The sequence below is a fragment of the Paenibacillus germinis genome (assembly GCF_013141785.1).
GTDB lineage: Bacteria > Bacillota > Bacilli > Paenibacillales > NBRC-103111 > Paenibacillus_E > Paenibacillus_E phytorum.
The window spans coordinates 67112-91161 of sequence record NZ_WHOC01000080.1; the positions used below are offsets into that span (position 1 = coordinate 67112).

24 protein-coding genes and 1 tRNA gene are annotated in these 24050 nt (G+C 40.6%); 9 read left to right on the top strand and 16 right to left on the bottom strand.

Going from position 1 to position 24050, the window contains the following annotated elements; translation table 11 throughout:
• Positions 1-100: 100 nt before the first annotated feature.
• From GC102_RS16455 to GC102_RS16470, 4 genes are all read right to left on the bottom strand, one after another.
• A tRNA-Ser gene (locus GC102_RS16455) sits at positions 101-188 on the bottom strand.
• 69 nt (positions 189-257) lie between these two features.
• Positions 258-473 carry a DUF951 domain-containing protein gene (locus GC102_RS16460; RefSeq protein ID WP_171690515.1) on the bottom strand — a complete coding sequence of 72 codons (216 nt, stop codon included), beginning with the start codon at positions 471-473 and terminating at the stop codon, positions 258-260.
• Positions 474-520: 47 nt separating this feature from the next.
• The gene (locus GC102_RS16465; RefSeq protein WP_171690516.1) at positions 521-1360 is read right to left on the bottom strand and encodes a mechanosensitive ion channel family protein; all 840 of its coding nucleotides are present in this window, start codon (positions 1358-1360) and stop codon (positions 521-523) included.
• 18 nt (positions 1361-1378) lie between these two features.
• Positions 1379-1615, bottom strand: coding sequence for a putative Se/S carrier protein (locus tag GC102_RS16470; protein ID WP_171644218.1), 237 nt, complete (start codon positions 1613-1615; stop codon positions 1379-1381).
• Between the two features lie 97 nt (positions 1616-1712).
• Between GC102_RS16470 and yyaC the strand changes: the two genes are divergently transcribed.
• On the top strand, positions 1713-2336 hold the full coding sequence (gene yyaC, locus GC102_RS16475) for a spore protease YyaC (RefSeq protein WP_171690517.1): 624 nt from the start codon (positions 1713-1715) through the stop codon (positions 2334-2336).
• On the opposite strand, the gene GC102_RS16480 is transcribed toward yyaC, so the two are convergent.
• The 12 genes from GC102_RS16480 to rpmH all read right to left on the bottom strand — a co-directional run bounded on the left by GC102_RS16480 (position 2311) and on the right by rpmH (position 13243).
• Positions 2311-2802, bottom strand: coding sequence for a DUF4446 family protein (locus GC102_RS16480; RefSeq protein WP_171690518.1), 492 nt, complete (start codon positions 2800-2802; stop codon positions 2311-2313). The two genes, yyaC and GC102_RS16480, sit on opposite strands and share 26 nt — an antisense overlap.
• A 15-nt stretch (positions 2803-2817) precedes the next feature.
• A complete protein-coding gene (locus GC102_RS16485) occupies positions 2818-3978 on the bottom strand; it encodes an aminotransferase class V-fold PLP-dependent enzyme (protein ID WP_171690519.1) in 1161 nt (386 codons plus the stop codon).
• A 126-nt stretch (positions 3979-4104) separates the two neighbouring features.
• Complete coding sequence (locus GC102_RS16490; RefSeq protein WP_171690520.1) at positions 4105-4977, bottom strand: ParB/RepB/Spo0J family partition protein; 873 nt, start codon at positions 4975-4977, stop codon at positions 4105-4107.
• Positions 4974-5732, bottom strand: a complete 759-nt coding sequence (locus tag GC102_RS16495; RefSeq protein ID WP_029196154.1) for a ParA family protein — start codon at positions 5730-5732, stop codon at positions 4974-4976. Before GC102_RS16495 ends, GC102_RS16490 begins: the two co-directional genes overlap by 4 nt.
• 161 nt (positions 5733-5893) lie before the next feature.
• On the bottom strand, positions 5894-6709 hold the full coding sequence (gene noc, locus GC102_RS16500) for a nucleoid occlusion protein (protein ID WP_171690521.1): 816 nt from the start codon (positions 6707-6709) through the stop codon (positions 5894-5896).
• Between the two features lie 317 nt (positions 6710-7026).
• On the bottom strand, positions 7027-7755 hold the full coding sequence (gene rsmG, locus GC102_RS16505) for a 16S rRNA (guanine(527)-N(7))-methyltransferase RsmG (RefSeq protein ID WP_171690522.1): 729 nt from the start codon (positions 7753-7755) through the stop codon (positions 7027-7029).
• A gap of 3 nt (positions 7756-7758) precedes the next feature.
• Positions 7759-9654, bottom strand: coding sequence for a tRNA uridine-5-carboxymethylaminomethyl(34) synthesis enzyme MnmG (mnmG, locus tag GC102_RS16510; RefSeq protein ID WP_171690523.1), 1896 nt, complete (start codon positions 9652-9654; stop codon positions 7759-7761).
• A gap of 46 nt (positions 9655-9700) precedes the next feature.
• Positions 9701-11077, bottom strand: a complete 1377-nt coding sequence (gene mnmE, locus GC102_RS16515) for a tRNA uridine-5-carboxymethylaminomethyl(34) synthesis GTPase MnmE (RefSeq protein ID WP_171690524.1) — start codon at positions 11075-11077, stop codon at positions 9701-9703.
• Positions 11078-11148: 71 nt separating this feature from the next.
• Positions 11149-11766, bottom strand: coding sequence for an RNA-binding cell elongation regulator Jag/EloR (gene jag, locus GC102_RS16520; RefSeq protein WP_171690525.1), 618 nt, complete (start codon positions 11764-11766; stop codon positions 11149-11151).
• On the bottom strand, positions 11763-12530 hold the full coding sequence (yidC, locus tag GC102_RS16525; protein ID WP_376769379.1) for a membrane protein insertase YidC: 768 nt from the start codon (positions 12528-12530) through the stop codon (positions 11763-11765). The genes jag and yidC overlap by 4 nt, the downstream gene beginning before the upstream one ends.
• A 71-nt stretch (positions 12531-12601) precedes the next feature.
• Complete coding sequence (rnpA, locus tag GC102_RS16530; protein WP_171644228.1) at positions 12602-12961, bottom strand: ribonuclease P protein component; 360 nt, start codon at positions 12959-12961, stop codon at positions 12602-12604.
• A gap of 147 nt (positions 12962-13108) precedes the next feature.
• The gene (gene rpmH / locus GC102_RS16535; protein WP_029196162.1) at positions 13109-13243 is read right to left on the bottom strand and encodes a 50S ribosomal protein L34; all 135 of its coding nucleotides are present in this window, start codon (positions 13241-13243) and stop codon (positions 13109-13111) included.
• A 630-nt stretch (positions 13244-13873) separates the two neighbouring features.
• On the opposite strand from rpmH, the gene dnaA reads away from it, so the two are divergent.
• The 8 genes from dnaA (at position 13874) to GC102_RS16575 (ending at position 23826) form a co-directional block, all read left to right on the top strand.
• Entirely contained in the window at positions 13874-15238 is a 1365-nt protein-coding gene (gene dnaA, locus GC102_RS16540) for a chromosomal replication initiator protein DnaA (RefSeq protein ID WP_171644229.1), read from the top strand.
• Positions 15239-15417: 179 nt separating this feature from the next.
• A complete protein-coding gene (gene dnaN / locus GC102_RS16545) occupies positions 15418-16560 on the top strand; it encodes a DNA polymerase III subunit beta (protein ID WP_060645524.1) in 1143 nt (380 codons plus the stop codon).
• A gap of 12 nt (positions 16561-16572) precedes the next feature.
• Positions 16573-16788 carry a S4 domain-containing protein YaaA gene (yaaA, locus tag GC102_RS16550; RefSeq protein WP_047684005.1) on the top strand — a complete coding sequence of 72 codons (216 nt, stop codon included), beginning with the start codon at positions 16573-16575 and terminating at the stop codon, positions 16786-16788.
• A gap of 28 nt (positions 16789-16816) precedes the next feature.
• Positions 16817-17935: a DNA replication/repair protein RecF gene (gene recF / locus GC102_RS16555; protein ID WP_171690526.1), complete on the top strand. Its 1119-nt coding sequence runs from the start codon at positions 16817-16819 to the stop codon at positions 17933-17935.
• Positions 17936-17940: 5 nt separating this feature from the next.
• Entirely contained in the window at positions 17941-18189 is a 249-nt protein-coding gene (remB, locus tag GC102_RS16560; RefSeq protein WP_047683999.1) for an extracellular matrix regulator RemB, read from the top strand.
• 35 nt (positions 18190-18224) lie between these two features.
• The gene (gene gyrB, locus GC102_RS16565; RefSeq protein ID WP_171690527.1) at positions 18225-20141 is read left to right on the top strand and encodes a DNA topoisomerase (ATP-hydrolyzing) subunit B; all 1917 of its coding nucleotides are present in this window, start codon (positions 18225-18227) and stop codon (positions 20139-20141) included.
• 46 nt (positions 20142-20187) lie between these two features.
• The gene (gene gyrA, locus GC102_RS16570; protein WP_171690528.1) at positions 20188-22677 is read left to right on the top strand and encodes a DNA gyrase subunit A; all 2490 of its coding nucleotides are present in this window, start codon (positions 20188-20190) and stop codon (positions 22675-22677) included.
• Between the two features lie 81 nt (positions 22678-22758).
• Positions 22759-23826, top strand: coding sequence for an HD-GYP domain-containing protein (locus GC102_RS16575; RefSeq protein ID WP_171690532.1), 1068 nt, complete (start codon positions 22759-22761; stop codon positions 23824-23826).
• Positions 23827-24050 lie beyond the last annotated feature (224 nt).

A 24050-nucleotide genomic window follows, 5' to 3' on the forward strand; every position in this document is an offset into this window, starting at 1 on the left:
TTGCCTTTTATTCCCTACCTGCAAAAGCAAAAGAGCCCTCTACGTCTTTATAGACGTAAAAGGCTCTTAATTTGTTCAAAATGTTGGTTCCACTAGAGTACGGAAAGAGTGGGAGTCGAACCCACGCACGCCTCGCGACGCCTAACTGATTTCGAGTCAGCCCCCTTGGACCACTTGGGTACCTTTCCATGAAAAGCGAGAACAGGACTTATTGTATCAAAAAAGTCAGGCTCTCGCAAGTGTTTTTCTTGAACCCTTTAGGAGGACTCTTCTTGTACCTCTGTATTCGATCGAAGTACTTTTTTTAGCTTACTTTCGAACTTCGTTCTCGGCACTAACACACTGTGTTTACAGCCTACACATTTGATCCGAATATCCATGCCCATCCGAATGATTTCCATTTCATTGGTGCCACACGGATGGGGCTTTTTCATTTGCACAATATCGCCAAGTTGATACTGCTTCTTCTCCATTCGTCTGTCACCGCCTTTTCCGAATTTATGGACATGATCTTCTTACGTTATAACACTTCTATTTGCGTGATATTGAGTTGCTTCTTAATCTCGATATTCAAAAGTCTAGTGACATTAAATTGTCTAGTCGGCTTGCACTCCGCGATAATGCGAATTTTCAAATCCGTCGTACCCACCATCTGAACACCAAGCACCTCAGGTTCCTTCACAATATCATCGGTTAGCAGCTGAACTTGCTTCACGGTTTCCTTGAGGATTTCTGTCGCTCTATCAATATCCAAATGAAGAGGAATCGTTACATCAACTACAGCAAGTGAATTGTAGGTAGAAAAATTGGTGACTTGTTTGATATTCCCATTCGGAATAATATGCACTTCACCTGTCCAACTCTTGATCCGAGTTACTCTAATCCCGATTTCTTCCACTGTACCTTTGAATGAATCAATCTGAATGACATCCCCCACTCCGAATTGATCCTCAAAGATGATGAAGAACCCTGTTATTACATCCTTCACCAAACTCTGTGCCCCGAAACCAATCGCTAGCCCGAGTACACCTGCACCAGCAAGTAATGGGCCTATATTCAACCCCACTTGCCCTAGTATCAGCATAATGCATATGAGATTGATCGTGTAAGCTATTAGATTATGTATGAGACTTCCTATTGTGTTCGTTCTTCTTCTATCAAATTTCAACGGAGACTTATCTCTTGCTGAAATCATATGAGCAATTGTTTTATCAGCGATTTTTATGCAAACTTTAGCTACTACATAGATTAATATAATTTTAACAACAATCCAAAATATCGAAGCTATGATTTCCGGTTTCGTTATATGTTCGTTTATCCATTGACCTAAATCTGAAAAAAACTTAGTTACAAAGGCCATGTGCAGCCCCCCTTAATTTCATTCCATCGTAACATATTTATCCTCAATTTTAAAATAGATGCCTCTTATTTCTACATTTTCAGAATGAATAATGTCTCTTACTTGTTCTAAACTCTCTCCTGGAAATTCGATAGACAATGCGCAGCCTGCAGTGATTTCTTTCGGAGTTGGTCTTATGTCGATCTCGATATCTGCATACTCTAGCAGCATTTCTGCTCTCAGTGCTTGTTGAGTAGAATCGAATGCTAGCAACATGATTGAAAGTTTCAGGGAAAGTCCCCCTCTTCTACGTATAAATGTCCCTATCTCTCCATATACTAGTAAAAAAAGTAGTAACACTTGGAGGGATACGATGAAATTCCAATTTGGTTTCGATGGAGTGAAAAATACGGTTCTAGAACCACTGAAGATTCAACATACAGATGCCGATACTCCTTTTCTTCTCTCAAAGCATTTGCACACCATCTTTAGCAAACTACCAACCTATCAACCTATCGTTGTCATTTGTGTAGGGACCGATCGTTCTACTGGTGATTCCTTAGGACCGTTAGTTGGTTCTCATTTGAATCGAACGACCAACCTTCGCAACCTCCATCTTTTCGGTACTTTAGATGAGCCTGTCCATGCCATGAATTTAGCTGAAACCGTTGATAAAATCCATAACCAATTTCAAAACCCCTTCATCGTTGCCATTGATGCTTGCCTTGGTCAAGTATCCAGCGTCGGTTGCATTCAGGTTGCCGATGGACCACTTAAACCTGGCGCTGGTGTTAATAAAGATTTGCCTCCAGTTGGTAACATCCATGTAACTGGGATTGTAAATGTCGGTGGATTTATGGAGTATTTCGTCCTGCAGAACACGCGGCTTAGCTTAGTCATGAATATGGCCAATATTATTGGTGACGCTCTTCATTCTGCTTTGCGCCGCACACAATCTTATACACCTAATGCTACAGCTGCTTTAAAGTTTGAGTAATCGCTTCTTTTTCTTCAGGGCTTAGCGTATATGTTGATTGTGCATTCTGAATTGGCTTAGCATATAAATACATTTGCTCGCGACTATGAATTCCCGTTAGAATAACCCCATCTTGATAATCATCTAATATAGCTATTGTAAAACTTAAATCACTTCCACCTTCATTGAAGGCATTATAACGATGGATCGCGATTTTCGACTTCGTCTTCATCAATGCTTGACGAATTGTTTCAACCATGGCTGAAGTCGCTACTGATTCGGCCTTTTGCTCGTTCAATCCTTTTTGCATGTCAATAATGAGTTGTTCCATATTCTCTGCTTTTGAGCCGTTCATCATTTGTGTATATTGTTTACGCAAGGAAGCTAATTTAATTGATACGACTAATATGAAAATAAATAGCACAACGATTAATGCGAAACAAGTTAATACGATGGCCCCACCATCAAGGCCAAACAGTTCCCCCATGATTTATCCCTCTTTCTACTTCGCATACTGCGTTTGAATCTCTTTTACAGCATCAATCAAGGCAACCACTTCATTATCCGTTGTGAAATAGCCAATACTTGCTCTTACCGCACCTTTAGCTAAAGTTCCAGCAGCTTCATGCGCAAGTGGCGTACAATGATAGCCTGAACGAACGGCAATTTGAAAAGATTGATCCAGGATAAAGGCCACTTCCGATGAATCCGCATCGTTAATATTAAAGGAAACAATTCCTGTTTTATTTTGTCCAAGCATCGGCCCAAGAACCGTGACTCCTTCAATTCCCAGTAACCCTTCCATCAGGAGCTGCGTTTGACGCCACTCTTTTTCATGAATCTTTTCTACGGTTTCAGCCAAGACAAATTTCACGCCTTCATTCAGTCCCGCTATTCCAACTGTATTTTGAGTCCCAGCTTCATAGCGATCTGGTCGCACGGTGGGTTGATGTATGGCCTCCGATTGACTCCCCGTTCCACCATGTAATAGCGGCTCTAAATCAATGTCCGGATGAATGTATAAACCACCTGTCCCTTGAGGCCCTAGGAGCCCTTTGTGGCCCGGAAATGCCAACATATCAATATTCATACCCGCTACATCAATTGGCAGTATACCGGCGCTCTGAGCCGCGTCTACGAGCAGCCTAACGCCTTGAGCACGACAGATGTCTCCTATTTCACCAACTGGCATAATTGTCCCCAACAGATTTGAACTATGATTGACAACAACTAGTGTTGTATTGGGTTTAAATGCCTTCTTCAATTCATCTAATCGAATATTACCTTGTTCATCACTAGGGATATACGTAAGTTCTACCTGTGCTGAAGCTTTCAAATATTCAAGCGGTCTACGTACGGAGTTGTGCTCGATATTGGTGCATATCACGTGGTCCCCGGCTTTTACGAAGCCTTTGATCGCTTGGTTCAGCGCATGGGTTGTATTCAATGCAAACGATATATCATTAGGGTTTCTGATTCCGAATAAACGTGCCGTATTTTTTCGTGTTTCAAATAATACCCTACTGGCTTTCACTGCCATCTGATGACTGCCTCTGCCTGGATTAGCTGCGAACTCATGCATGCATTGCATCATGGCATCCATAACGGCAGGCGGCTTTGGCCACGAAGATGCCGCTTGATCAAAATACATAACACCCTTCATTTTGTCACCCTCTCTCATGGATAAACAGCTTACGCTGTCTTTAAACTTACTCATCAACTCATAAATATAGCATACCTTAGTTTGATCTTTCAGTTCGAAAGAAAACCATCGGTATGCTATCTAATTTTAAGAGATTTTTCCTTGAAGTAATTCTAGTAGACGGTTTAAATCATCTTTGGAATAGTAGAGAAGTTCAATCTTACCTTTATCCTGCTGATTTTTAATTTTCACCGTTGTGCGGTATATATCTCTCAACTGATCTTCAGCTTGATTAATGTATGGATCTCTGTTCTTTTCTTTTTGCTTACTTCTTTCTTTTTCTTGCCCTGGTGTCTCTTCCAACGTTTTCACAGCTTCTTCTAACTCACGTACACTCCATTGTTTACTTATGGTCGTTTCTGCGAGTTCTTTCTTCACCTTATCGTCCTTCACACCCACAATAGCTCTAGCATGTCCCATTGATAATGTTCCACGTGAAACATATTGTTTAATGGATTCAGGAAGTTGCAGCAATCTCAGAAAGTTAGCAATATGTGATCTACTCTTTCCAACCTTTGCAGAAAGCTCTTCTTGTGTGAGAGAAAACTGATCAATGATACCTTGATAAGCAAAGGCAATTTCCATCGCATTGAGATCTTCACGTTGTACGTTCTCAATCAGAGCGATTTCCATAACTTGTTGATCCGAAAAATTTCTTTCAACAGCAGGAATCGTCGGAATCCCTGATACTTGAGAAGCACGGAACCTCCGCTCACCTGCAATAATCTCGAAACCCTTGAGAACTTTACGAACGATAATCGGTTGAATAACACCGTGTTCTTTAATGGAATCAGCTAATTCTCTAATACTATCTTCATTAAAATTTTTTCTAGGTTGATAAGGGTTTGCTCTCAACTGAGATAATGGAATTTGAATAACTTTATCACTATCATCGATATGTAAAGAAGTAATTAAAGCATCCAATCCCTTACCTAAACCTTTAGAAAGGCCTTTGGTCATACAGAGATCACTTCCTTCGCAAGCTCTAAATACACTTCCGCGCCTTTTGATCTAGGATCATACGTGATAATAGATTGTCCATGACTGGGCGCTTCACTTAAGCGAACATTTCTTGGAATAATCGTTTGATATACTTTAGTTTGGAAGTATTTCTTAACTTCCTCAATAACCTGTATCCCAAGGTTAGTTCTTGCATCGAACATAGTCAACAAAACGCCTTCAATTTGAAGCCCTGTATTGAGATGCTTTTGAACTAAGCGAACGGTATTGAGCAGCTGGCTTAATCCTTCAAGCGCATAGTATTCACATTGAATTGGGATAATGACAGAATCAGCAGCAGTTAATGAGTTAATGGTTAGAAGGCCTAGTGACGGAGGACAATCAATAAGGATGTAATCATATAAATGTTTCACTAGCTGGAGGGATTTCTTTAATCGTACTTCCCTTGAAATCGTTGGTACAAGTTCTATTTCAGCTCCTGCCAACTGAATCGTTGCAGGTACTATTTTGAGATTTGGAACATTGGTATCAACCGTTGCATCTTTGGGATGAACATCATTAATTAGTACATCATAAATACAATTAACAACATCCGCTTTGTTTACACCTATACCACTTGTTGTATTGCCTTGTGGGTCGATGTCAACGAGAAGCACCCTTTTCCCTAAAGAGGCTAGGGAAGCACCTAAATTCACAGAAGTTGTCGTCTTACCGACGCCACCCTTCTGATTTGTTATTGCAATTATTTTAGACAAAACCATTTCACCTCAATCGCTTATGTTCCAAATGCCATACTAAAGCAGTATTACTATCTTAACATATCTATGGGCGAGTTACCTTATCAATATTTGATAGTTTATGTCCATAAGATGCAAAAAAACGGCTTGCGCCGTTTAAGGTAGCAATAAATGCTTTATTATCGTTTAGGAATCTTAATTATAATTTCGTAATGATCATCATGATCTTGCTCAGATGTATTAATATTTAAACCAGAGCTCGATACCATTTCAACGGATTGACGAATTGTATTTAAAGCTAACCGAACATCCTTCGTAAAAGAGACACGACGAGATTTCTTGAGTTTAGTAGCTTCCTTCAAAAAATTAATTTTAATTTCTGTTTGCTTTACATTCAGCTCTTTGGTGATGATTTCTTCAAGCACTTTCACTTGAAGTTCCTCTTGATCAAGCGCCAACAACGCTCTGGCATGACGTTCAGTAATTTTACGTTCCATTAAAGCCATCTTAACAGGTTCGCTTAGATGTAATAAGCGGATCTTATTTGCAATCGTAGATTGGCTTTTACCAAGACGCTGCGCTAAGCTTTCCTGTGTTAAATCATGCATCTCTATTAATTGTTGGTAAGCAGCAGCCTCTTCTATTGCCGTAAGACCTTCGCGCTGTAAATTTTCGATAAGAGCAATAGATGCTGCTTGAGAATCGTTGAAATCACGTACAATCGCAGGGATTGTATCGAGACCCAGCTTTTTAACAGCTCTTAGACGTCGTTCACCGGCAATTAGCTCGAACGTGTTGTTTTTAACTCTGACTACGATGGGCTGAATGATACCATGAGTTCGAATTGTTTGCATGAGCTCATCAATACGATCATCATCAAACAGCAACCTTGGCTGATACGGACTTGGAATAATACTATTCACCGATATGTTCTTGACCTCATCAGTCGTTGATCGATCTGTTAGGCCAAATAGCTTTGAAATTTGTTCTTTCATAGGAAAACTTACCACCAACTCTTCCCGTAGTTTAAGCGACCAAAATGATCCAAAGATAGACGACCTCTTCGTCCTACACAAGGATAAACGGCACCTTCGTACCTAACGGACGAGTGCGTTTGTCAAGGTTGATGCGAAGCAAAAGTATAACCCTATACTTTCTTTTCAACGAACGAAAACGAAAACATTTTGCCAATATTACGTCGAAGTATGACAAGTGCAATCTCTAAATTCACTCTATTATTAATTCAACATAGAGTCCCAATTTCCTTCTATTTAACACTTGAATCCATGTAAATGTTTCACGTGGAACAAATTCACAATTTGACCAAAGGTTCCTTAAGCGGGATACCTGCTTTCCTAGGATACTTAGCCGGAGTCGATGCTAGTTTATGAATCTCTACAAAATGCCGTATCGATTCCTCAATTGGTAGCTGCATACGATTCACCTTGACTACCTTCCCTCTTAACTCTGCTAAACTGAATGAAGCCTCGCTTAGTTCCTCATCAATCTCTGAACCTTTCATCGCAATGAACGTTCCACCTTTCTTAACAAAAGGAAGACAAAATTCATTTAGAACCTGCAACCGTGCCACAGCTCTAGCCGTAACCAAATCAAATTGATCTCGATATTTAGGTAATCTAGCAATGTCTTCTGCTCTACCATGAACACATTCGGTATCAGAAAGCCCGAGTTGCGTAACTAACTCTCTTAAAAACAAGATACGTTTATTCAAAGAATCAACGATCGTGATTTTAAGATGTGGAAAAGCAATTTTCAAAGGAATACTCGGAAATCCAGCTCCAGAGCCTATATCTGCTACGGATGATACTTGGCTCACATTATAATTGAAAGAAACAGAAAGAGAATCATAGAAATGTTTCAAGTAAACTTGATCTCTCTCTGTAATACCCGTTAAATTCATTTTCTCGTTCCACTCTACAAGTGTCTTGTAATACAACTCAAATTGATTAAGCTGATCTACAGAAAGAGAAATTTGTTGTTTCACTAATAATTGAACAAACTGTTGTTGAATAGGATCCATGAGTTAACCTCTAGCCGCAATGACTCTGTTGTAGTGTTCCAAATAAACAAGCAGGATAGAAATATCCGAAGGTGTAACGCCACCGATACGAGATGCTTGACCAATAGATATCGGACGAATTTTAGCTAACTTCTGCTTAGCTTCTGTCGCAATCCCGTGTATTTCGCTATACTCGATATCATCCGGAATTTTCTTCTTTTCCATCTTACGCAAACGTTCCACTTGATTGCTTTGTTTTTCGATGTAGCCAGCATATTTCACTTGAATCCCTACTTGTTCTTTCATTTCATCGTCAAGCTCAAGTGGAGAAGGAGTCATCTGTTCAATATGTTTATATTCAATCTCAGGACGACGAAGCAGCGAAATGGCTGGCACAGAATTGTTCAACTGCACGCTTTCCAAACTCTTTAGTAATTCCTGCACATGAGGTTCTGGTTTAACCTTAACGTTAGTCAAACGTTCAATTTCTTGATCAATCAAAGCCTTCTTATTTAAAAATGCAGCATATCGTTCGTCTGAAATAAGCCCAATTTCATGCCCAATTGGCGTTAGTCTTAGGTCAGCATTATCATGGCGAAGAAGTAAACGATACTCCGCGCGTGAGGTTAATAGACGGTAAGGTTCATTCGTACCTTTTGTTACAAGATCATCAATTAAAACGCCGATATATCCTTCCGATCTATCAAGGACGATAGCTTCTTTCTCTTGAACTTTACGAGCCGCATTAATCCCAGCCATAACCCCTTGACCAGCAGCTTCCTCATATCCCGATGTTCCATTAATTTGCCCAGCAGTGAATAGACCACTTACCAACTTCGTTTCCAAAGAAGGTTTCAGCTGAGTAGGAACTACCGCATCATATTCAATCGCATAACCGGTACGCATCATTTCCACTTTCTCTAATCCAGGAATTGAGCGCAGAATACCCAATTGAACATCTTCTGGCATGCTCGTTGATAACCCTTGAACATAATATTCCGAAGTATTACGTCCCTCTGGCTCAAGAAAGATTTGATGCTTAGGTTTATCAGCAAATCGAACTATTTTATCCTCAATGGATGGGCAATATCTTGGACCTGTTCCTTCAATAGCCCCCGAGAACATTGGAGCACGGTGCAAATTAGAATTAATAATGTTGTGAGTTTCCTCAGACGTGTACGTTAACCAACATGGCAGCTGATCATTACCACCAATCTCAGCTTTTGTCTCAAATGAGAAAAATTTCGGCTCATCATCACCCGGTTGAATCTCCGTTTTGCTAAAATCAATTGAATCCTTATGAACGCGCGGCGGAGTCCCTGTTTTGAATCGAACAAGATCAAATCCAAGTTTACGCAAGGATTCCGATAATTTAACAGAAGGCTGCTGATTATTTGGTCCACTCTCATACATAAGCTCGCCCATAATAACTTTCCCTCTTAAATAAGTCCCTGTCGTTAAAACGATCGCCTTGGAGTAGTATTCAGCACCTGTTTTCGTAATAACACCCTTACATACGCCGCCTTCAACAATGAGCTCTTCCGCCATACCTTGACGTAACGTCAAGTTTGGAGTCGCTTCAATTGTTTCTTTCATTTTATGCTGATACGCAAATTTGTCCGCTTGTGCGCGCAGGGCATGTACCGCAGGGCCCTTCCCTGTATTCAGCATTCGCATCTGAATATACGTTTTGTCGATGTTACGACCCATTTCGCCACCAAGCGCGTCAATTTCACGAACAACGTGGCCCTTTGCAGGACCACCAATAGATGGATTGCAAGGCATGAATGCAACCATGTCTAAATTAATCGTTAATAAAAGCGTATTACAACCCATGCGTGCTGAGGCCAGTGCAGATTCACAACCTGCGTGTCCGGCGCCGATGACAATAACATCATAATCACCTGCGTGATATCCCATAATAAACGTCCCTCCCTCTTTTATGAAAACGAAAATGCTATCGTTTTCATTTTCCTAGGCAAAATTGTGTAAATATTTGATCAATCAATGATTCTCCTACGGAATCGCCAATAATCTCTCCAAGCTGCTCCCAAGCTGCTCGAATATCAATTTGTATCATATCGATAGGTACATATTGTTCATTAGCATCAAGTGCATCTTGTAACGAACGTTTAGCTTGCTTCAATAGTGAAATATGTCGAACATTACTAACATACGTCAAATCACTTGATTCTAGTTTACCCTCAAAGAAAATTGCCGCGATCGCTTTTTCTAAATCTTCAATACCTTTATTCTCAATCAGTGATAACTCAACAATACGTTCCTGTGGAAAATAACTCAGAACCTGTTCGACATTCAGCTTTCTAGTTAAATCCGTCTTATTTAAAATGACAATCGTTTGCTTATCCGCTAATTGTTTCATCAGTGCGATTTCATCGAATTCAAGCTCTTCATTACTATTCAGCACTAACAAAATAAGATCTGCTTCTGCTAAAGCAGTCTTCGAACGCTCAACTCCGATTTGTTCAACGAGATCTGACGTTTCCCTTATGCCCGCAGTATCAAGCAGCTTCAAAGGAATACCACCAATATTCACGAATTCCTCAATAACATCCCTTGTTGTTCCTGGAATATCCGTTACAATTGCACGATTCTCCTGTGCTAATTCATTGAGAAGCGATGATTTGCCGACATTTGGCTTCCCGACAATGGCCGTTTCAATACCTTCTCGCAATATCTTCCCTTGCTCGGCGGTTACCAAAAGACGGTCAATTTCAAGCATTACCGTATCACACTTGCTCTTTATGAAAGTGTTCGTCATCTCTTCTACGTCATGCTCAGGATAATCAATATTCACTTCAACGTGAGCCATCAATTCCACTAATATATAGCGTAAATGCTTGATTTGCTTCGACAGATTTCCTTCTACTTGCTTCAAAGCTACCTTGAAAGCTCTATCCGATTTGGCCCGGATTAAATCGATCACCGCTTCAGCCTGGGTCAGATCAATCCGACCATTTAAGAATGCTCGCTTCGTGAACTCACCGGGTTCAGCTAACCGAACTCCCTGCTGCAGCAATAGATCGAGTACCTTCTTCACAGATACAATGCCCCCGTGGCAGCTGACCTCCACGACATCTTCCATCGTAAATGAACGTGGAGCTTTCATTAACGTAACTAGAACCTCCTCTACCTTTTGGGCAGAAGCAGGTTCTATTATGAATCCATAATGTACCGTATGCGTCTCAGCAACAGATAATTTCGTTTTAGAGCGAAAAATACGTTCCACGAGTGGAACAGCTTCGTCTCCGCTCACACGAATAACCGCTATCCCACCCTCACCAAGCGGTGTAGAAATAGCAGCAATCGTATCATTTAACATAGTATTTACACCTCGAATTTACCTCATCTTAAAGAAAAAGCAATGACATGATCAAAGTCATTGCGGTAGCATTATTTGACAGCGATAACCACCCGACGGTTCGGTTCTTCGCCTTTACTGTATGTTTTTACAACTGGATGTCCCTGTAATTCAGCATGAATAATCTTTCGTTCCTGAGAATTCATGGGTTCAAGAATCACTTCTTTTTTAGACTTAATCACACGATTGGCAAGCCTAACTGCGAGCTCCTCCAACGTTTTCTTACGTCTATCTCTGAAATTTTCCGCATCTAAGATAATACGAAAATGAGAATTCGCATACCGGTTTGCAACGATATTCACCAAATATTGCAAAGCATCCAGTGTTTGTCCTCTTTTACCGATCAGAATACCTAATTCAGAGCCACTCATATTCAAGATATAGCCTTCACGATCTTTACGCGTATCTATGGTGATGGAAATCTGCATCGCTGCGAACATATCTTGTAAGAAAGCAATGGCTTCCTCAAGTGGATCTGGAATCAATTCAAGCTCTACTTTAGCTTCTTTGGTACCAATAAATCCGAACCACCCTCGAGAGGGTTGCTCCAAAATATGAATGTTTACACGATCCTCGGAAACTTGCCATTGAGATAAACCGGATTTAACAGCTAGCTCAATAGTCTTTCCAGTCACCACAATTTTTTTCATTTGGACAGGCCACCCTTATTTTTTTGCGCCGCCTTTTGTGATGCAGGAGAACCATAAATAAAGTAAGACTGAATGATTGTGAAGATGTTACCGTAAATCCAGTAAAGCGGAAGCGCAGCTGCGAAATTCATGGACATCACGAAAATCATAACTGGGAAAATATATAATAAGCTTTTCATTTGTTGATTCATTTGGGAAGACATAAACATTTGTTGAACGAATGTCGTTGCCGCGGCAATCAGCGGAAGAATGTACAGGTGATCCGGTTGTCCAAGATTCATCCATAGGAAAGTATGTTCACGGATGTGATCATTACGCATAATCGCTTGATAAAGAGCAATTAGAATTGGCATTTGAACAATGATTGGGAAACATCCTGCTAATGGATTCACACCATTTTGTTGAAACAGCTTCATTGTTTCTTCCTGCTGTTTCTTCGCATCATCTTTATACTTTTCTTTGAGCTTCTTCATCTCTGGCTGTAGATCCTGCATCCGTTTGGAACTTTTATACTGCTTAAGTGTAAGCGGCAAAATAATTAAACGAATGATCAAGGTAACGACCATGATGGATAATCCGTATTGACCCCATAAATGATCAGCGAACCAGTCCAGCGTCATCGAAAGCGGGTACACAAAATATTTAACGAAAAAACTTGCGGTATTCGGATCAATAGGTGCCATAGCTGAACTTGACGGACTACATCCGGACAGTAATAAGATCAACGCTGAGAGTGAAGCTAGCATATAAATTCGACGAGTCAAAATGAGATCCTCCTAAATATCTTTTCCATCATAAACTATAACACATCTTCAGCTTGCAAGGAAATATTACGTTACTTTTTAATGACATCATTTCTTTTTAATAAAGAAGCTTTGCGAATGACATGCCAGATACTTTTCTCCATCTCGGCATAGTCCATTTCAGTCACTGGTTTTCTAGCCAATAAGATGTAGTCATAATGTGGCGTCATATTCTCTTTTTTCAACCGGATAATTTCCTTCATCATTCGTCTGAGCCGGTTTCGAACAACAGCATTGCCTACCTTTTTACTCACAGACACCCCAAGGCGAAATTGTTCCAATTTAGGTTGGGGTAAATAATATAGTACGAATTGATGATTCGCCATCGACTTCCCATATCGATATACCTTATTGAAGTCTTCTCTTTTAGCTAATCTATATATTTTCTCCACGATTATGTACGCTCCAGACAGATGACTCCGTGATTAAATTAGGTTCACTACAATATTAGTTAGCTTATATAGTTTTAACAGAATTATCCCCATATAAACCAATCCCTCAAAATGCAAAAAAAAAAGCCCCTTCCGGAGCTCCATTTTTTACGCGCTAAGAATTTTTCTTCCTTTAAGACGACGAGCTTGCAGAACTTTACGACCGTTCTTCGTGCTCATTCTTTTACGGAAACCATGATTCTTCTTACGCTTTCTCGTATTCGGGTTAAACGTCGGACCCATCTATAGCACCTCCCTACCTGAGGATATCCATCCTACAAAATTTCTACTACTCATTAAATCATTTCTACAGCAGAAAGTCAACATACCCGAGTGTACAGGTGAAGAAGACATTTTCTCCATAAATATAAAAAAAGAACAACCTGTGTATAAAATTTCACCTCTCCACAGAGAAGCTTGTCGAAAATTAACATAATATCAACAATATCTTGTGTTGTGAACAAAATCTATGCACAACTTGTTGTAAATGTGGATAATATCAAACAATCCGTTGATTAACAAGTAATCTTTTGATAAGATGATAATGTTTCTGTTGTGGATAGACACCACTAACTCTCCGACTTATCAACAACCTGTGGATAACAATGTGCACAATTTTCCCTCTACAAGAATAAGTCATTTCAGCCGATCCTTAATAATGTGGATAAAATCGACAAAAATCGTCCTTTCTTGACCGCATCAGACATAAAGGTTCTTTTCGTTGTTAACCGCACAAACTATATACAGATTTCGATTAAGCCGAACGTTTAATGTGAATTGCTTATATTCGAGATTTTACAATAAAGCTTTATAAACCGAACATATCTTTACTGGCCTTATGCCACATGTTTGATTTCAAAGGAGTGAATTACTGTGGAAGGCCATTCTACGGACTTATGGCAGCAAATTTTAACAATTATTCAAACTAAGCTCAGTAAACCAAGTTTCGACACTTGGCTTAAATCAACCAAAGCGACAGTATTCAATGATTCAACTGTCGTTATTTGTGCGCCCAACAATTTTGCTCAGGAATGGCTCGAAAGCCGCTATACCAAGCTAATTGAAGGAACCATTTATGACTTTACGGGTAAACAGGTTTCTGTGAAATTCATCATTGAAACGGAAGAGCAGAAATCTCAGTCAACAGCGGTTCAACCAACTGTTTTCCCTCCTAAAGGTCCTGCGATCGTTACAGGTGAAGAAAATTTTACGAATATGATGAATGCTAGGTATACCTTTGATACGTTTGTTATTGGATCCGGCAATCGATTCGCTCATGCTGCATCCTTAGCTGTTGCCGAGGCACCTGCTAAAGCTTATAATCCCCTCTTTCTATATGGAGGAGTTGGTTTAGGTAAGACACATTTAATGCATGCCATCGGTCACTATGTGTTAGAACATAACCCTGGGGCACGTGTTTTATATATTTCATCAGAAAAGTTCACGAATGAATTTATTAATGCGGTCCGTGATAACCGCGGCGAAGGATTTCGTAATAAATATAGAACGATCGATGTATTGTTAATTGATGATATTCAATTCCTCGCTGGTAAAGAAGGTACGCAGGAGGAGTTTTTCCATACATTTAATGCGCTTCATGAAGAAGGCAAACAAATTATTATCTCTAGTGACCGGCCGCCTAAAGAAATTCCAACCCTGGAAGATCGGTTACGTTCGAGATTTGAGTGGGGATTAATTACAGACATTCAGCCCCCTGATTTAGAAACACGCATAGCCATTCTCCGCAAGAAAGCGAAAGCAGAGAATCTGGAGATTCCGAATGAAGCGATGATCTATATCGCGAACCAAATCGATACGAATATTCGTGAGCTTGAAGGTGCTTTGATTCGAGTTGTTGCCTACTCATCCCTTATTAATCAGGATATTAGCGTGCATCTAACAGCCGAGGCATTGAAAGATATTATTCCATCGAATCGACCACGGGTAATCACGATACAGGATATTCAGCAGCGGGTTGGAGAATTCTATGGTTTAAAGCTGGAGGATTTTAAAGCCCGTAAACGAACAAAAGCCGTCGCATTCCCTAGACAGGTCGCGATGTACCTGGCACGTGAGCTAACGGACTTCTCTTTGCCGAAAATCGGAGATAATTTTGGTGGTCGTGACCATACAACGGTTATCCATGCCCATGATAAAATATCACAACAATTAAAAGTAGATCAGGATCTTTACAAGATCGTTCATAATCTGACAGAACGCATCAAGAACCCCTCTTGATAACATTTAATTTTGGGTAAGCCTATGCACAATCTATGCACATGTGGATAGGCTTGATTTATATAAGGTTCATCCACATATCCACATATCCAGAGCCCCTACTGCTATTACTAATAAAGAATGTTATTATATAATGATTATGCTAACGCAATGAAAAAAAGAACCACAGGAGTGAAATCATGAAATTAACCATCCTAAAAGACCATCTAATTGAATCCATTGGTCACGTTTCCAAAGCCATATCCTCTCGTACAACCATACCTATCCTTACAGGGATCAAAATAGATGCAACCTTAAGCGGTGTAACCCTTACAGCAAGCGATACGGATATTTCCATTCAAAGCTTTACCCCTAGTGAAAATGACAAGATTAAAATTATTGAACTATTTCAAGCCGGTAGTGTCGTTCTTCCAGCCAAATTCTTCGTTGAAATTATTCGTAAACTACCTGCACAATTAATCGAAATCGAAGTAAGAAATAATTTTCAAACAATTATTCGTTCAGGTTCTTCTGAGATTCAAATCATGGGGCTCGATCCCGATGAATATCCGCTGCTTCCCGAAATCGAAGAAAGTAAAATGCTTCGTTTGCCCAGCGATTTACTGAAAACGATGATTAAGCAAACTTCTTATGCCGTATCAACGAATGAATCGACGCCTATTCTTACGGGTGTGCTCTGGAACATCTCAGGCGATAAACTGAAATTTATTGCTTGTGATCGCCATCGACTAGCTAGCAGAGAAGTAACGGTTGATAATGATAATGCCCATCAACTTCCAAACATTGTTATCGCAGGCCGAACTCTCAACGAATTAAGCAAAATTTTGCCTGATCAAAACTCCCTTATAGATATAGTTATTTCAGACAACCAGGTTTTATTCAAAATTCATTCGATTTTGTTCTATTCTCGCATTTTAGACGGAACTTACCCGGATACATCTAAGCTGATTCCGCAATCTTTTCAAACCGAAATGGTCGTACCAACCAAAGAATTGGCTGAAGCCATCGATCGTGCTTACTTACTTTCCAGAGAAGATAAGACGAACATTGTGAAAATGATGATGCTTGAAGACCAGACGATTGAGATTTCTTCAAGTTCTTCCGAGCTTGGAAAAGTAACGGAGCAAATTAACCTGCAGCATATTGCTGGTGAGTTACTCAAAATCTCTTTTAACTCCAAATATATGCTCGATGCGCTTAAAGTTCTTGATTCCGAGTTCATACACATCGGATTTACTGGAGCTATGCAGCCAATCATCATGAAACCTCAAGATTCCACAAACATTCTGCAGCTTATTTTGCCGTATCGAACAACGAATTAAGGAGTGCGCTATATGAAACAGATCCCTATAAATACGGACTATATTACACTTGGACAGTTTCTAAAATTATCGGACTGTATATCCACAGGTGGACAAGCCAAATTTTTTGTTGTGGATACAAAAATTGAAGTGAACGGACAAGCAGAAAATCGTAGAGGCCGGAAACTCGTGCCGCAAGATGTGGTAACCGTGGAGGGTTTCGGACAATTCGAAGTCGTTAGCTCCTGATCGGATTAGCCCAGGAGGATGGCCACCCATGTTTTTGAACAGACTCGTACTCAGTCATTACAGAAATTACGACCAGATTGAGCTAACAACGGATAGCAATGTGAATATATTCGTGGGGCCTAACGCCCAGGGCAAAACAAATTTGTTGGAATCAATCTATGTAATGGCCATGACGAAATCACATCGCACCCATCAGGATAAAGAATTAATTGGCTGGAACGGTGAGCAGACGCAGCTGCATGCGGAAATTCAGAAGCGATATGGCAGCTGTAAACTAGATCTCTCCATTTCGACCAAAGGTAAAAAAGCGAAAATCAATGGCCTTGAACAAAAGAAGCTTAGTAACTTTATAGGTGCTTTGAATGTGGTCATGTTTGCTCCGGAAGATTTAGAGATCGTCAAAGGAACTCCTGGTATTAGAAGGCGTTTCCTCGATATGGAGATTGGTCAAGTACAACCCTCTTATTTACATGATTTATCGCAATACCAGAAAATATTGGTGCAGCGGAACAATTATTTAAAGCAATCTTTCCCAGGAAAAACCGCGCCAGACGCGATGTTAGACATTTGGAATGAACAATTAGCACAGTATGGTGTTAAAATTATGAAAAAACGTCAAAGCTTTATTAAGAAGCTACAACAATGGGCAGAAACGATCCATAGAGGGATTACGAATGATAGTGAGGAGCTTCTTATTCGCTATTCCCCCTCTTTTGACATGACACCGTTTGAAGATGAATCTGTTTTATTAGACCAATTTATGATAAAGTTATCATTGGTTAGAGATCAGGAATTCCGAAGAGGTGTTACGCTAGTGGGCCCTCATCGTGACGATCTTCTTTTTTACATCAACGAGAAAGAAGTCCAAACGTATGGATCACAGGGTCAGCAGCGAACAACAGCGTTATCACTTAAGCTTGCAGAAATAGAGCTTATTCATGAGGAAGTTGGCGAGTATCCCCTATTATTGCTGGATGATGTGCTATCCGAGCTTGATGAGTATAGACAGACACAACTGATCCGAACGTTTCAGCAGAAAGTCCAAACTTTTATTACAACAACAGGTCTAGAGAGTGTCCATTTGGATCAACTGGATCATGCTTCCGTGTTTCATGTTTTGAAAGGAAATGTAAGCGGCAGGAGCTGAGGAGCATGTTTATTCATTTGGGTGGAGAGAAAATTATTAGGGCATCCGAACTGATTGCTATTTTCGATATCTCGATAGAGAAATCTTCCAAAATATCGAAACAATTCATACAGCAAGCATTAAAAGATAAAAAAACAGAGCAAATCGGCGAAGAAGATTGCAAATCACTCGTTGTTACGAAGAGTAAAGTGTATTATTCTCCAATTTCCTCTACCACGCTCAAGAAAAGAGCGCATCAATTGTTAACGAATTAACCTTTTTTTAATATAAAAAAGCAGGTGAGATTAACATGTCTGTGAATCAAAACTCGTATGATGAAAGTCAGATTCAGGTTCTGGAAGGTCTAGAGGCCGTTCGTAAACGTCCGGGTATGTACATTGGTTCAACCAGTGCCCGTGGACTTCATCATCTCGTATGGGAAGTTGTCGATAACAGTATCGATGAGGCTTTGGCCGGCTTCTGTACGAAAATTGATGTTATCGTTCATAAGAATAATAGTGTGACCGTTATTGATAATGGCCGTGGAATCCCTGTAGGTGAAAATGCAAAGTTAAAGAGACCGACGTTAGAAGTCGTTCTCACGGTTCTTCATGCCGGCGGTAAGTTCGGTGGAGACGATTCCGGTTATAAAGTTTCAGGCGGTCTGCATGGAGTAGGTATTTCCGTCGTAAATGCTCTGTCTGAGCTGCTAACGGTTCAAGTTAAGTATAAAGGCAAAATTCATCAACAAGAATATCGCCGCGGTACGCCTCAGTATGATGTGAAAGTCATTGGCGAAACCGAGGAGACAGGTACACAAGTTACGTTCCAACCAGATCCGGAGATATTCAAAGAAACAGTTGAATATGATTACGATACGCTTCAATCCAGAATTCGTGAGCTAGCTTTCTTGAATAAAGGGCTCGAAATTAACTTAATTGATGAGCGTACGGATACGGTCAATACACATAGGTACGAGGGTGGGATTGTTTCCTTCGTTCAGCATTTGAACCGTAACCGTGAAGTCGTCAATGAAATGCCAATCTATGTGGAAGGCTCCAAGGATAATATTTCCATCGAGATTGCCCTTCAGTACAACGATAGCTATACTGAAAACATTTACTCCTTCGCGAATAACATCAATACACATGAGGGTGGTACTCACGAGTCCGGTTTTAAAAGTGCGCTAACGCGGATCTTGAATGACTATGCCCGCAAAAGTAATTCGTTGAAAGAAAGTGACTCCAACCTATCGGGGGATGATGTGCGCGAAGGTCTTGCAGCCATTATTTCCGTGAAAATTCCAGAGCCTCAATTTGAGGGTCAAACGAAGACCAAACTAGGAAATAGTGAAGTCCGTGGTATTGTAGAATCTCTATTTGCCGAGAAGCTGCAAACATTTATGGAAGAGAACCCCTCGGTTGCGAAGAAGATTCTCGAAAAAGGGATTCAAGCGGCAAGAGCAAGAGAAGCTGCGCGTAAAGCCAGAGAATTAACTCGTCGTAAAAGCGCATTGGAAGTAAGCGCGCTGCCAGGTAAACTAGCAGATTGCTCATCCAAGGATGCTTCTATCAGTGAGATTTACATCGTAGAAGGTGACTCTGCAGGCGGATCAGCTAAGCAAGGACGTGATCGTCACTTCCAAGCGATTCTTCCACTTCGCGGAAAAATTTTGAATGTAGAGAAAGCTAGATTGGATCGAATTCTATCCAATACAGAAATTCGTGCGATGATTACAGCCTTTGGCACAGGGATCAGTGACGATTTCGATATCACTAAGGCACGTTATCACAAAATTATTATCATGACCGATGCTGACGTTGACGGAGCGCATATTCGTACGCTTCTGCTTACTTTCTTCTACAGGTACATGAAAAAATTAATCGAAACCGGTTATGTGTATATTGCACAACCTCCACTTTTCAAACTTGAAAGAAATAAAACGGTTCGCTATGCGTATAACGAAAAGCAAAGAGAAGCCATCATGCAGGAGTTCGGTGAAGGCGCCAAAGTCAATGTGCAGCGTTACAAAGGACTTGGTGAGATGAATCCAGAACAATTGTGGGAAACGACGATGGATCCAGAAAGCCGTACATTCCTTCAAGTAACGATCGAAGATGCGATTGAAGCAGATACGCTCTTTGATTCATTGATGGGAGATAACGTAGAACCTAGAAGAGATTTCATCGAGGAACATGCGAAGTACGTGAAAAATCTAGATATCTAAACGTCCTAGACGTTGCTAACGATGTAAGCTTTCAGGAGGAACATTCATGAGCGAAGAATTACATTCGCAAGTTAAAGAAATTGACATTTCTACCGAAATGCGTACATCTTTCTTAGACTATGCGATGAGTATCATTGTCAGTCGTGCACTGCCAGATGTAAGAGACGGTCTGAAGCCTGTTCATCGTCGTATCTTGTTTGCGATGTCTGAACTAGGCATGTCTCCAGATAAACCACATAAGAAATCGGCGAGAATCGTCGGTGAAGTCATCGGTAAGTACCATCCGCACGGAGACACTGCGGTATATGAGACGATGGTTCGAATGGCGCAAGATTTCTCACTTCGCTATATGCTGGTAGATGGTCATGGTAACTTTGGATCGATCGACGGTGATATGGCAGCGGCCATGCGTTATACCGAAGCTCGCTTGTCGAAGATCGCGATGGAGCTTCTTCGTGATATTAACAAAGAGACAATTGACTATAAACCAAATTATGATGGCGAAGAAAATGAACCGGTTGTTATGCCTTCTCGTTTTCCCAACTTACTTGTGAACGGAAGCTCCGGGATTGCGGTAGGGATGGCTACGAACATTCCTCCTCATAACCTTCGTGAGGTTATCGAAGGTATCCAAATGATGATTGAAAATCCGGATATTACACCTCTTGAATTGATGCAAGCTATCAAAGGACCGGATTTCCCAACAGCTGGCTTTATCCTAGGCCGTGAGGGGATTAGACAAGCCTATCAAACAGGCAGAGGTTCAGTTACGATGCGTGCTAGAACTGTTATTGAAGAAAACAATAATAAAGCTAGAATCATTGTTAATGAGCTGCCTTATCAAGTAAATAAAGCTAGATTAGTTGAAAAAATAGCAGAGCTTGTTCGTGAGAAAAAGATTGATGGTATCACGGATCTTCGAGATGAGTCCGACCGCAACGGTATGCGAGTTGTCATCGAGCTTCGTCGCGACGTCAATCCTCACGTTGTTCTGAATAACTTATTTAAACATACGGCGATGCAATCGAACTTCGGTATTATTATGCTTGCACTCGTCAACGGCGAACCAAGGGTTCTAAATCTTCGCGAGATGCTGCATTATTATCTCAAGCATCAGCAAGAAGTCATTCGCCGTAGAACAGAGTATGATCTGCGCAAAGCGGAAGCGCGCGCTCACATTTTGGAAGGCTTACGCATCGCACTTGATCACTTGGACCAAGTTATTGCCTTGATTCGTGCTTCCCGTACAACGGATGAAGCTAGAGAAGGGCTCATGACAACATTTAATTTGAGCCTCGATCAAGCTCAAGCTATTCTCGACATGCGTTTACAGCGTTTAACTGGCTTAGAACGTGAGAAGATCGAAGCTGAATATGCCGAACTTATGAAGAAAATCGCTGAGCTTAAAGCGATTCTTGCTGATGAGAATCTGATTCTAGCCATCATTAGCGAAGAATTGAATGAAATTAAAGAGAAATTCGGTGACGAGCGACGTTCCGAAATTACGGTTGGTGAGGAAAGCATCGAAGATGAAGACCTCATCCCGCGTGAAGATGTCGTTATCACGATTACGCATACGGGTTACATTAAGCGTCTTCCGGTTACGACGTATCGGAACCAGAAGCGTGGAGGACGTGGCATTGTCGGAATGGATACCAAGGACAATGATTTCGTCGAACATTTATTCGTGACGAATACGCATCATTATTTGATGTTCTTTACGAATAAAGGTAAAGTATACCGTCTGAAAGCTTATGAGATTCCGGATTTGAGCCGGACGGCTCGTGGAACACCAATCATTAACTTAATCCAGATCGAGCAAGGTGAGACGATTAACGCGGTGATTCCGGTAGAAAGCTTCGAAACAGAGCAGTACTTATTCTTTGCAACGAAGCAAGGTGTTGTGAAGAAAACTCCGATTGACGATTATTCAAACATTCGTAAAGGCGGCTTAATCGCCATTAATTTACGGGAAGATGATGATCTCATTGGCGTTAAACTGACTGACGGTAACCAAGGCATTATTATGGGAACCAAGCTCGGGATGTCCATCCACTTCCCAGAACAAGATGTTCGATCCATGGGTAGGTCTGCTACTGGGGTAAAAGGGATACACCTGGATCCAGATGATACGGTTATTGATATGGACGTTGTCCATGAAGATAATAGTGTACTCATTGTAACGACCAAAGGTTTTGGTAAGAGAACGCCTGTTGCTGAATATCGGATCCAGTCACGCGGTGGTAAAGGGATAAAGACCTTGAACGTCACAGATAAGAACGGCCCTATTGTCGGTCTTAAAGTGGTGCAAAATGATGAGGATCTTATGATTATTACAGCATCGGGTACTGTTATTCGTACAAGTATGGACGGGATTTCTATGATGGGTCGTAACACGCAGGGTGTACGTTTAATCAATATTCGTGAAGACGATGAAGTTGGAACCTTAGCTCGCGTGCAGAAAAATGAAGAGCAAAGCGAGAATGAGGAAGACGGCGACTGGGAAGAAACAGAAATAACAGATACAGAAGAATAAAATGTCGGGATGGGGCTTACAAACCCATCCCTTTTACTTTACAATAAGAAGTATAAGAAAAATTAAGGTGAGTGAATGATTGTGCCGACAGTAGCCGTTTCTCAATTAAAATATGGTGAAAGATTAGGCGATAACGTAATAACGAAATTGGGAAATGTACTTTTCAATAAAGGAAAAGTCATTAGTGAAAGAGAGATTGAGATTCTAAAAGCATTTCTCATTTCATCTGTCTTTATTGAGTCTAAGAATGGTATGGAATCCGAAGCCACGAGTGAAGAAACGAAACCGAATGAAGTTGCAACCGTTCATCCCTTTTATTTGGAATACCAGAATATGTTGAAGCTGCTCAAACGGGTCTTTTATCTCGCTAATGGTGGACAACCGCTTCCCATTTTAGATCTTCGAAACGGTCTTGAAGCACTCATTCAACATATTGATGCCTATAAAGTACTTACCTTCACACCGAAAAATCGCAGTTTGCAAGATTACATTTATCACAAAAGTATTCAAGTGAGCTTAACCGCTTATTCATTAGCTAGATGGCATGGTCTTCCTCAGAAAGATCTGATGCAAATAGCGTTAGCTGGTCTCTTACATGACATTGGTGTATCCAAAGTTGATCCTGCCATTCTTGAGAAGAAGAGTTCCCTAACAGCATCTGAAATGGATGAGATTAAACAGCACACGCTGATTGGGTATCAGATTCTTAAAAATATTTCCGGTATTAACGAAGGTGTCAAATTAACAGCCGTTCAGCATCATGAACGTGAGGATGGATCGGGTTATCCTTTAGGAGTTAAAGGTGACAAGATTCACATGTATGCCAAAATAGTAGCGATTGCTGATATTTATAACGCCATGACCAATGAGCGTTACTATAAAACGGCTTTATCGCCGTATGTTGTACTCGAGCAGCTCTTCACAGAATCATTCGGTAAAGTAGACCCAACCCTGGTTCAAGTATTTATGAACAAGTCCACACAAATAAGTAATGGAACAATCGTAAAACTAAGCGATAACCGTGTAGGTGAGATTATTTTCTCCGATCGCTCGCATCCTACCAGACCTTGGATTAATGTTAATGGAACAATCGTAAATTTAACATTAGAAAGAAGCCTATTCATTCAAGATGTTATTGGTCATATTTAAAAGTCATAGAGAGTAATGTTAACCCCCTGATACAGGGGGTTTTCTTTATTATTAAGAAATAAAAAATAAAAGCTTGCAATCTGTTTTTAGATTTGTTATATTACTCCTTGTCGCTTCGGCGGTCGAACGAAAGAACGAAAGAAATTAAAAAAAAGTTCTTGCAATCGAATAGGCTGATGTGGTATATTAATCAAGTCGCCTTTGAGGGGCGAAGGGTTAAAACA

What these genes read in the sequence shown, in the direction of transcription:
- GC102_RS16460 (WP_171690515.1), bottom strand. Translation starts at nt 473, where the DNA reads ATGGAGAAGAAGCAGTATCAACTTGGCGATATTGTGCAAATGAAAAAG.
- GC102_RS16465 (WP_171690516.1), bottom strand. Translation starts at nt 1,360, where the DNA reads ATGGCCTTTGTAACTAAGTTTTTTTCAGATTTAGGTCAATGGATAAAC.
- GC102_RS16470 (WP_171644218.1), bottom strand. Translation starts at nt 1,615, where the DNA reads ATGTTGCTAGCATTCGATTCTACTCAACAAGCACTGAGAGCAGAAATG.
- yyaC (WP_171690517.1), top strand. Translation starts at nt 1,713, where the DNA reads ATGAAATTCCAATTTGGTTTCGATGGAGTGAAAAATACGGTTCTAGAA.
- GC102_RS16480 (WP_171690518.1), bottom strand. Translation starts at nt 2,802, where the DNA reads ATGGGGGAACTGTTTGGCCTTGATGGTGGGGCCATCGTATTAACTTGT.
- GC102_RS16485 (WP_171690519.1), bottom strand. Translation starts at nt 3,978, where the DNA reads ATGAAGGGTGTTATGTATTTTGATCAAGCGGCATCTTCGTGGCCAAAG.
- GC102_RS16490 (WP_171690520.1), bottom strand. Translation starts at nt 4,977, where the DNA reads ATGACCAAAGGCCTTTCTAAAGGTTTAGGTAAGGGATTGGATGCTTTA.
- noc (WP_171690521.1), bottom strand. Translation starts at nt 6,709, where the DNA reads ATGAAAGAACAAATTTCAAAGCTATTTGGCCTAACAGATCGATCAACG.
- rsmG (WP_171690522.1), bottom strand. Translation starts at nt 7,755, where the DNA reads ATGGATCCTATTCAACAACAGTTTGTTCAATTATTAGTGAAACAACAA.
- mnmG (WP_171690523.1), bottom strand. Translation starts at nt 9,654, where the DNA reads ATGGGATATCACGCAGGTGATTATGATGTTATTGTCATCGGCGCCGGA.
- mnmE (WP_171690524.1), bottom strand. Translation starts at nt 11,077, where the DNA reads ATGTTAAATGATACGATTGCTGCTATTTCTACACCGCTTGGTGAGGGT.
- jag (WP_171690525.1), bottom strand. Translation starts at nt 11,766, where the DNA reads ATGAAAAAAATTGTGGTGACTGGAAAGACTATTGAGCTAGCTGTTAAA.
- rpmH (WP_029196162.1), bottom strand. Translation starts at nt 13,243, where the DNA reads ATGGGTCCGACGTTTAACCCGAATACGAGAAAGCGTAAGAAGAATCAT.
- dnaN (WP_060645524.1), top strand. Translation starts at nt 15,418, where the DNA reads ATGAAATTAACCATCCTAAAAGACCATCTAATTGAATCCATTGGTCAC.
- yaaA (WP_047684005.1), top strand. Translation starts at nt 16,573, where the DNA reads ATGAAACAGATCCCTATAAATACGGACTATATTACACTTGGACAGTTT.
- recF (WP_171690526.1), top strand. Translation starts at nt 16,817, where the DNA reads ATGTTTTTGAACAGACTCGTACTCAGTCATTACAGAAATTACGACCAG.
- remB (WP_047683999.1), top strand. Translation starts at nt 17,941, where the DNA reads ATGTTTATTCATTTGGGTGGAGAGAAAATTATTAGGGCATCCGAACTG.
- gyrB (WP_171690527.1), top strand. Translation starts at nt 18,225, where the DNA reads ATGTCTGTGAATCAAAACTCGTATGATGAAAGTCAGATTCAGGTTCTG.
- gyrA (WP_171690528.1), top strand. Translation starts at nt 20,188, where the DNA reads ATGAGCGAAGAATTACATTCGCAAGTTAAAGAAATTGACATTTCTACC.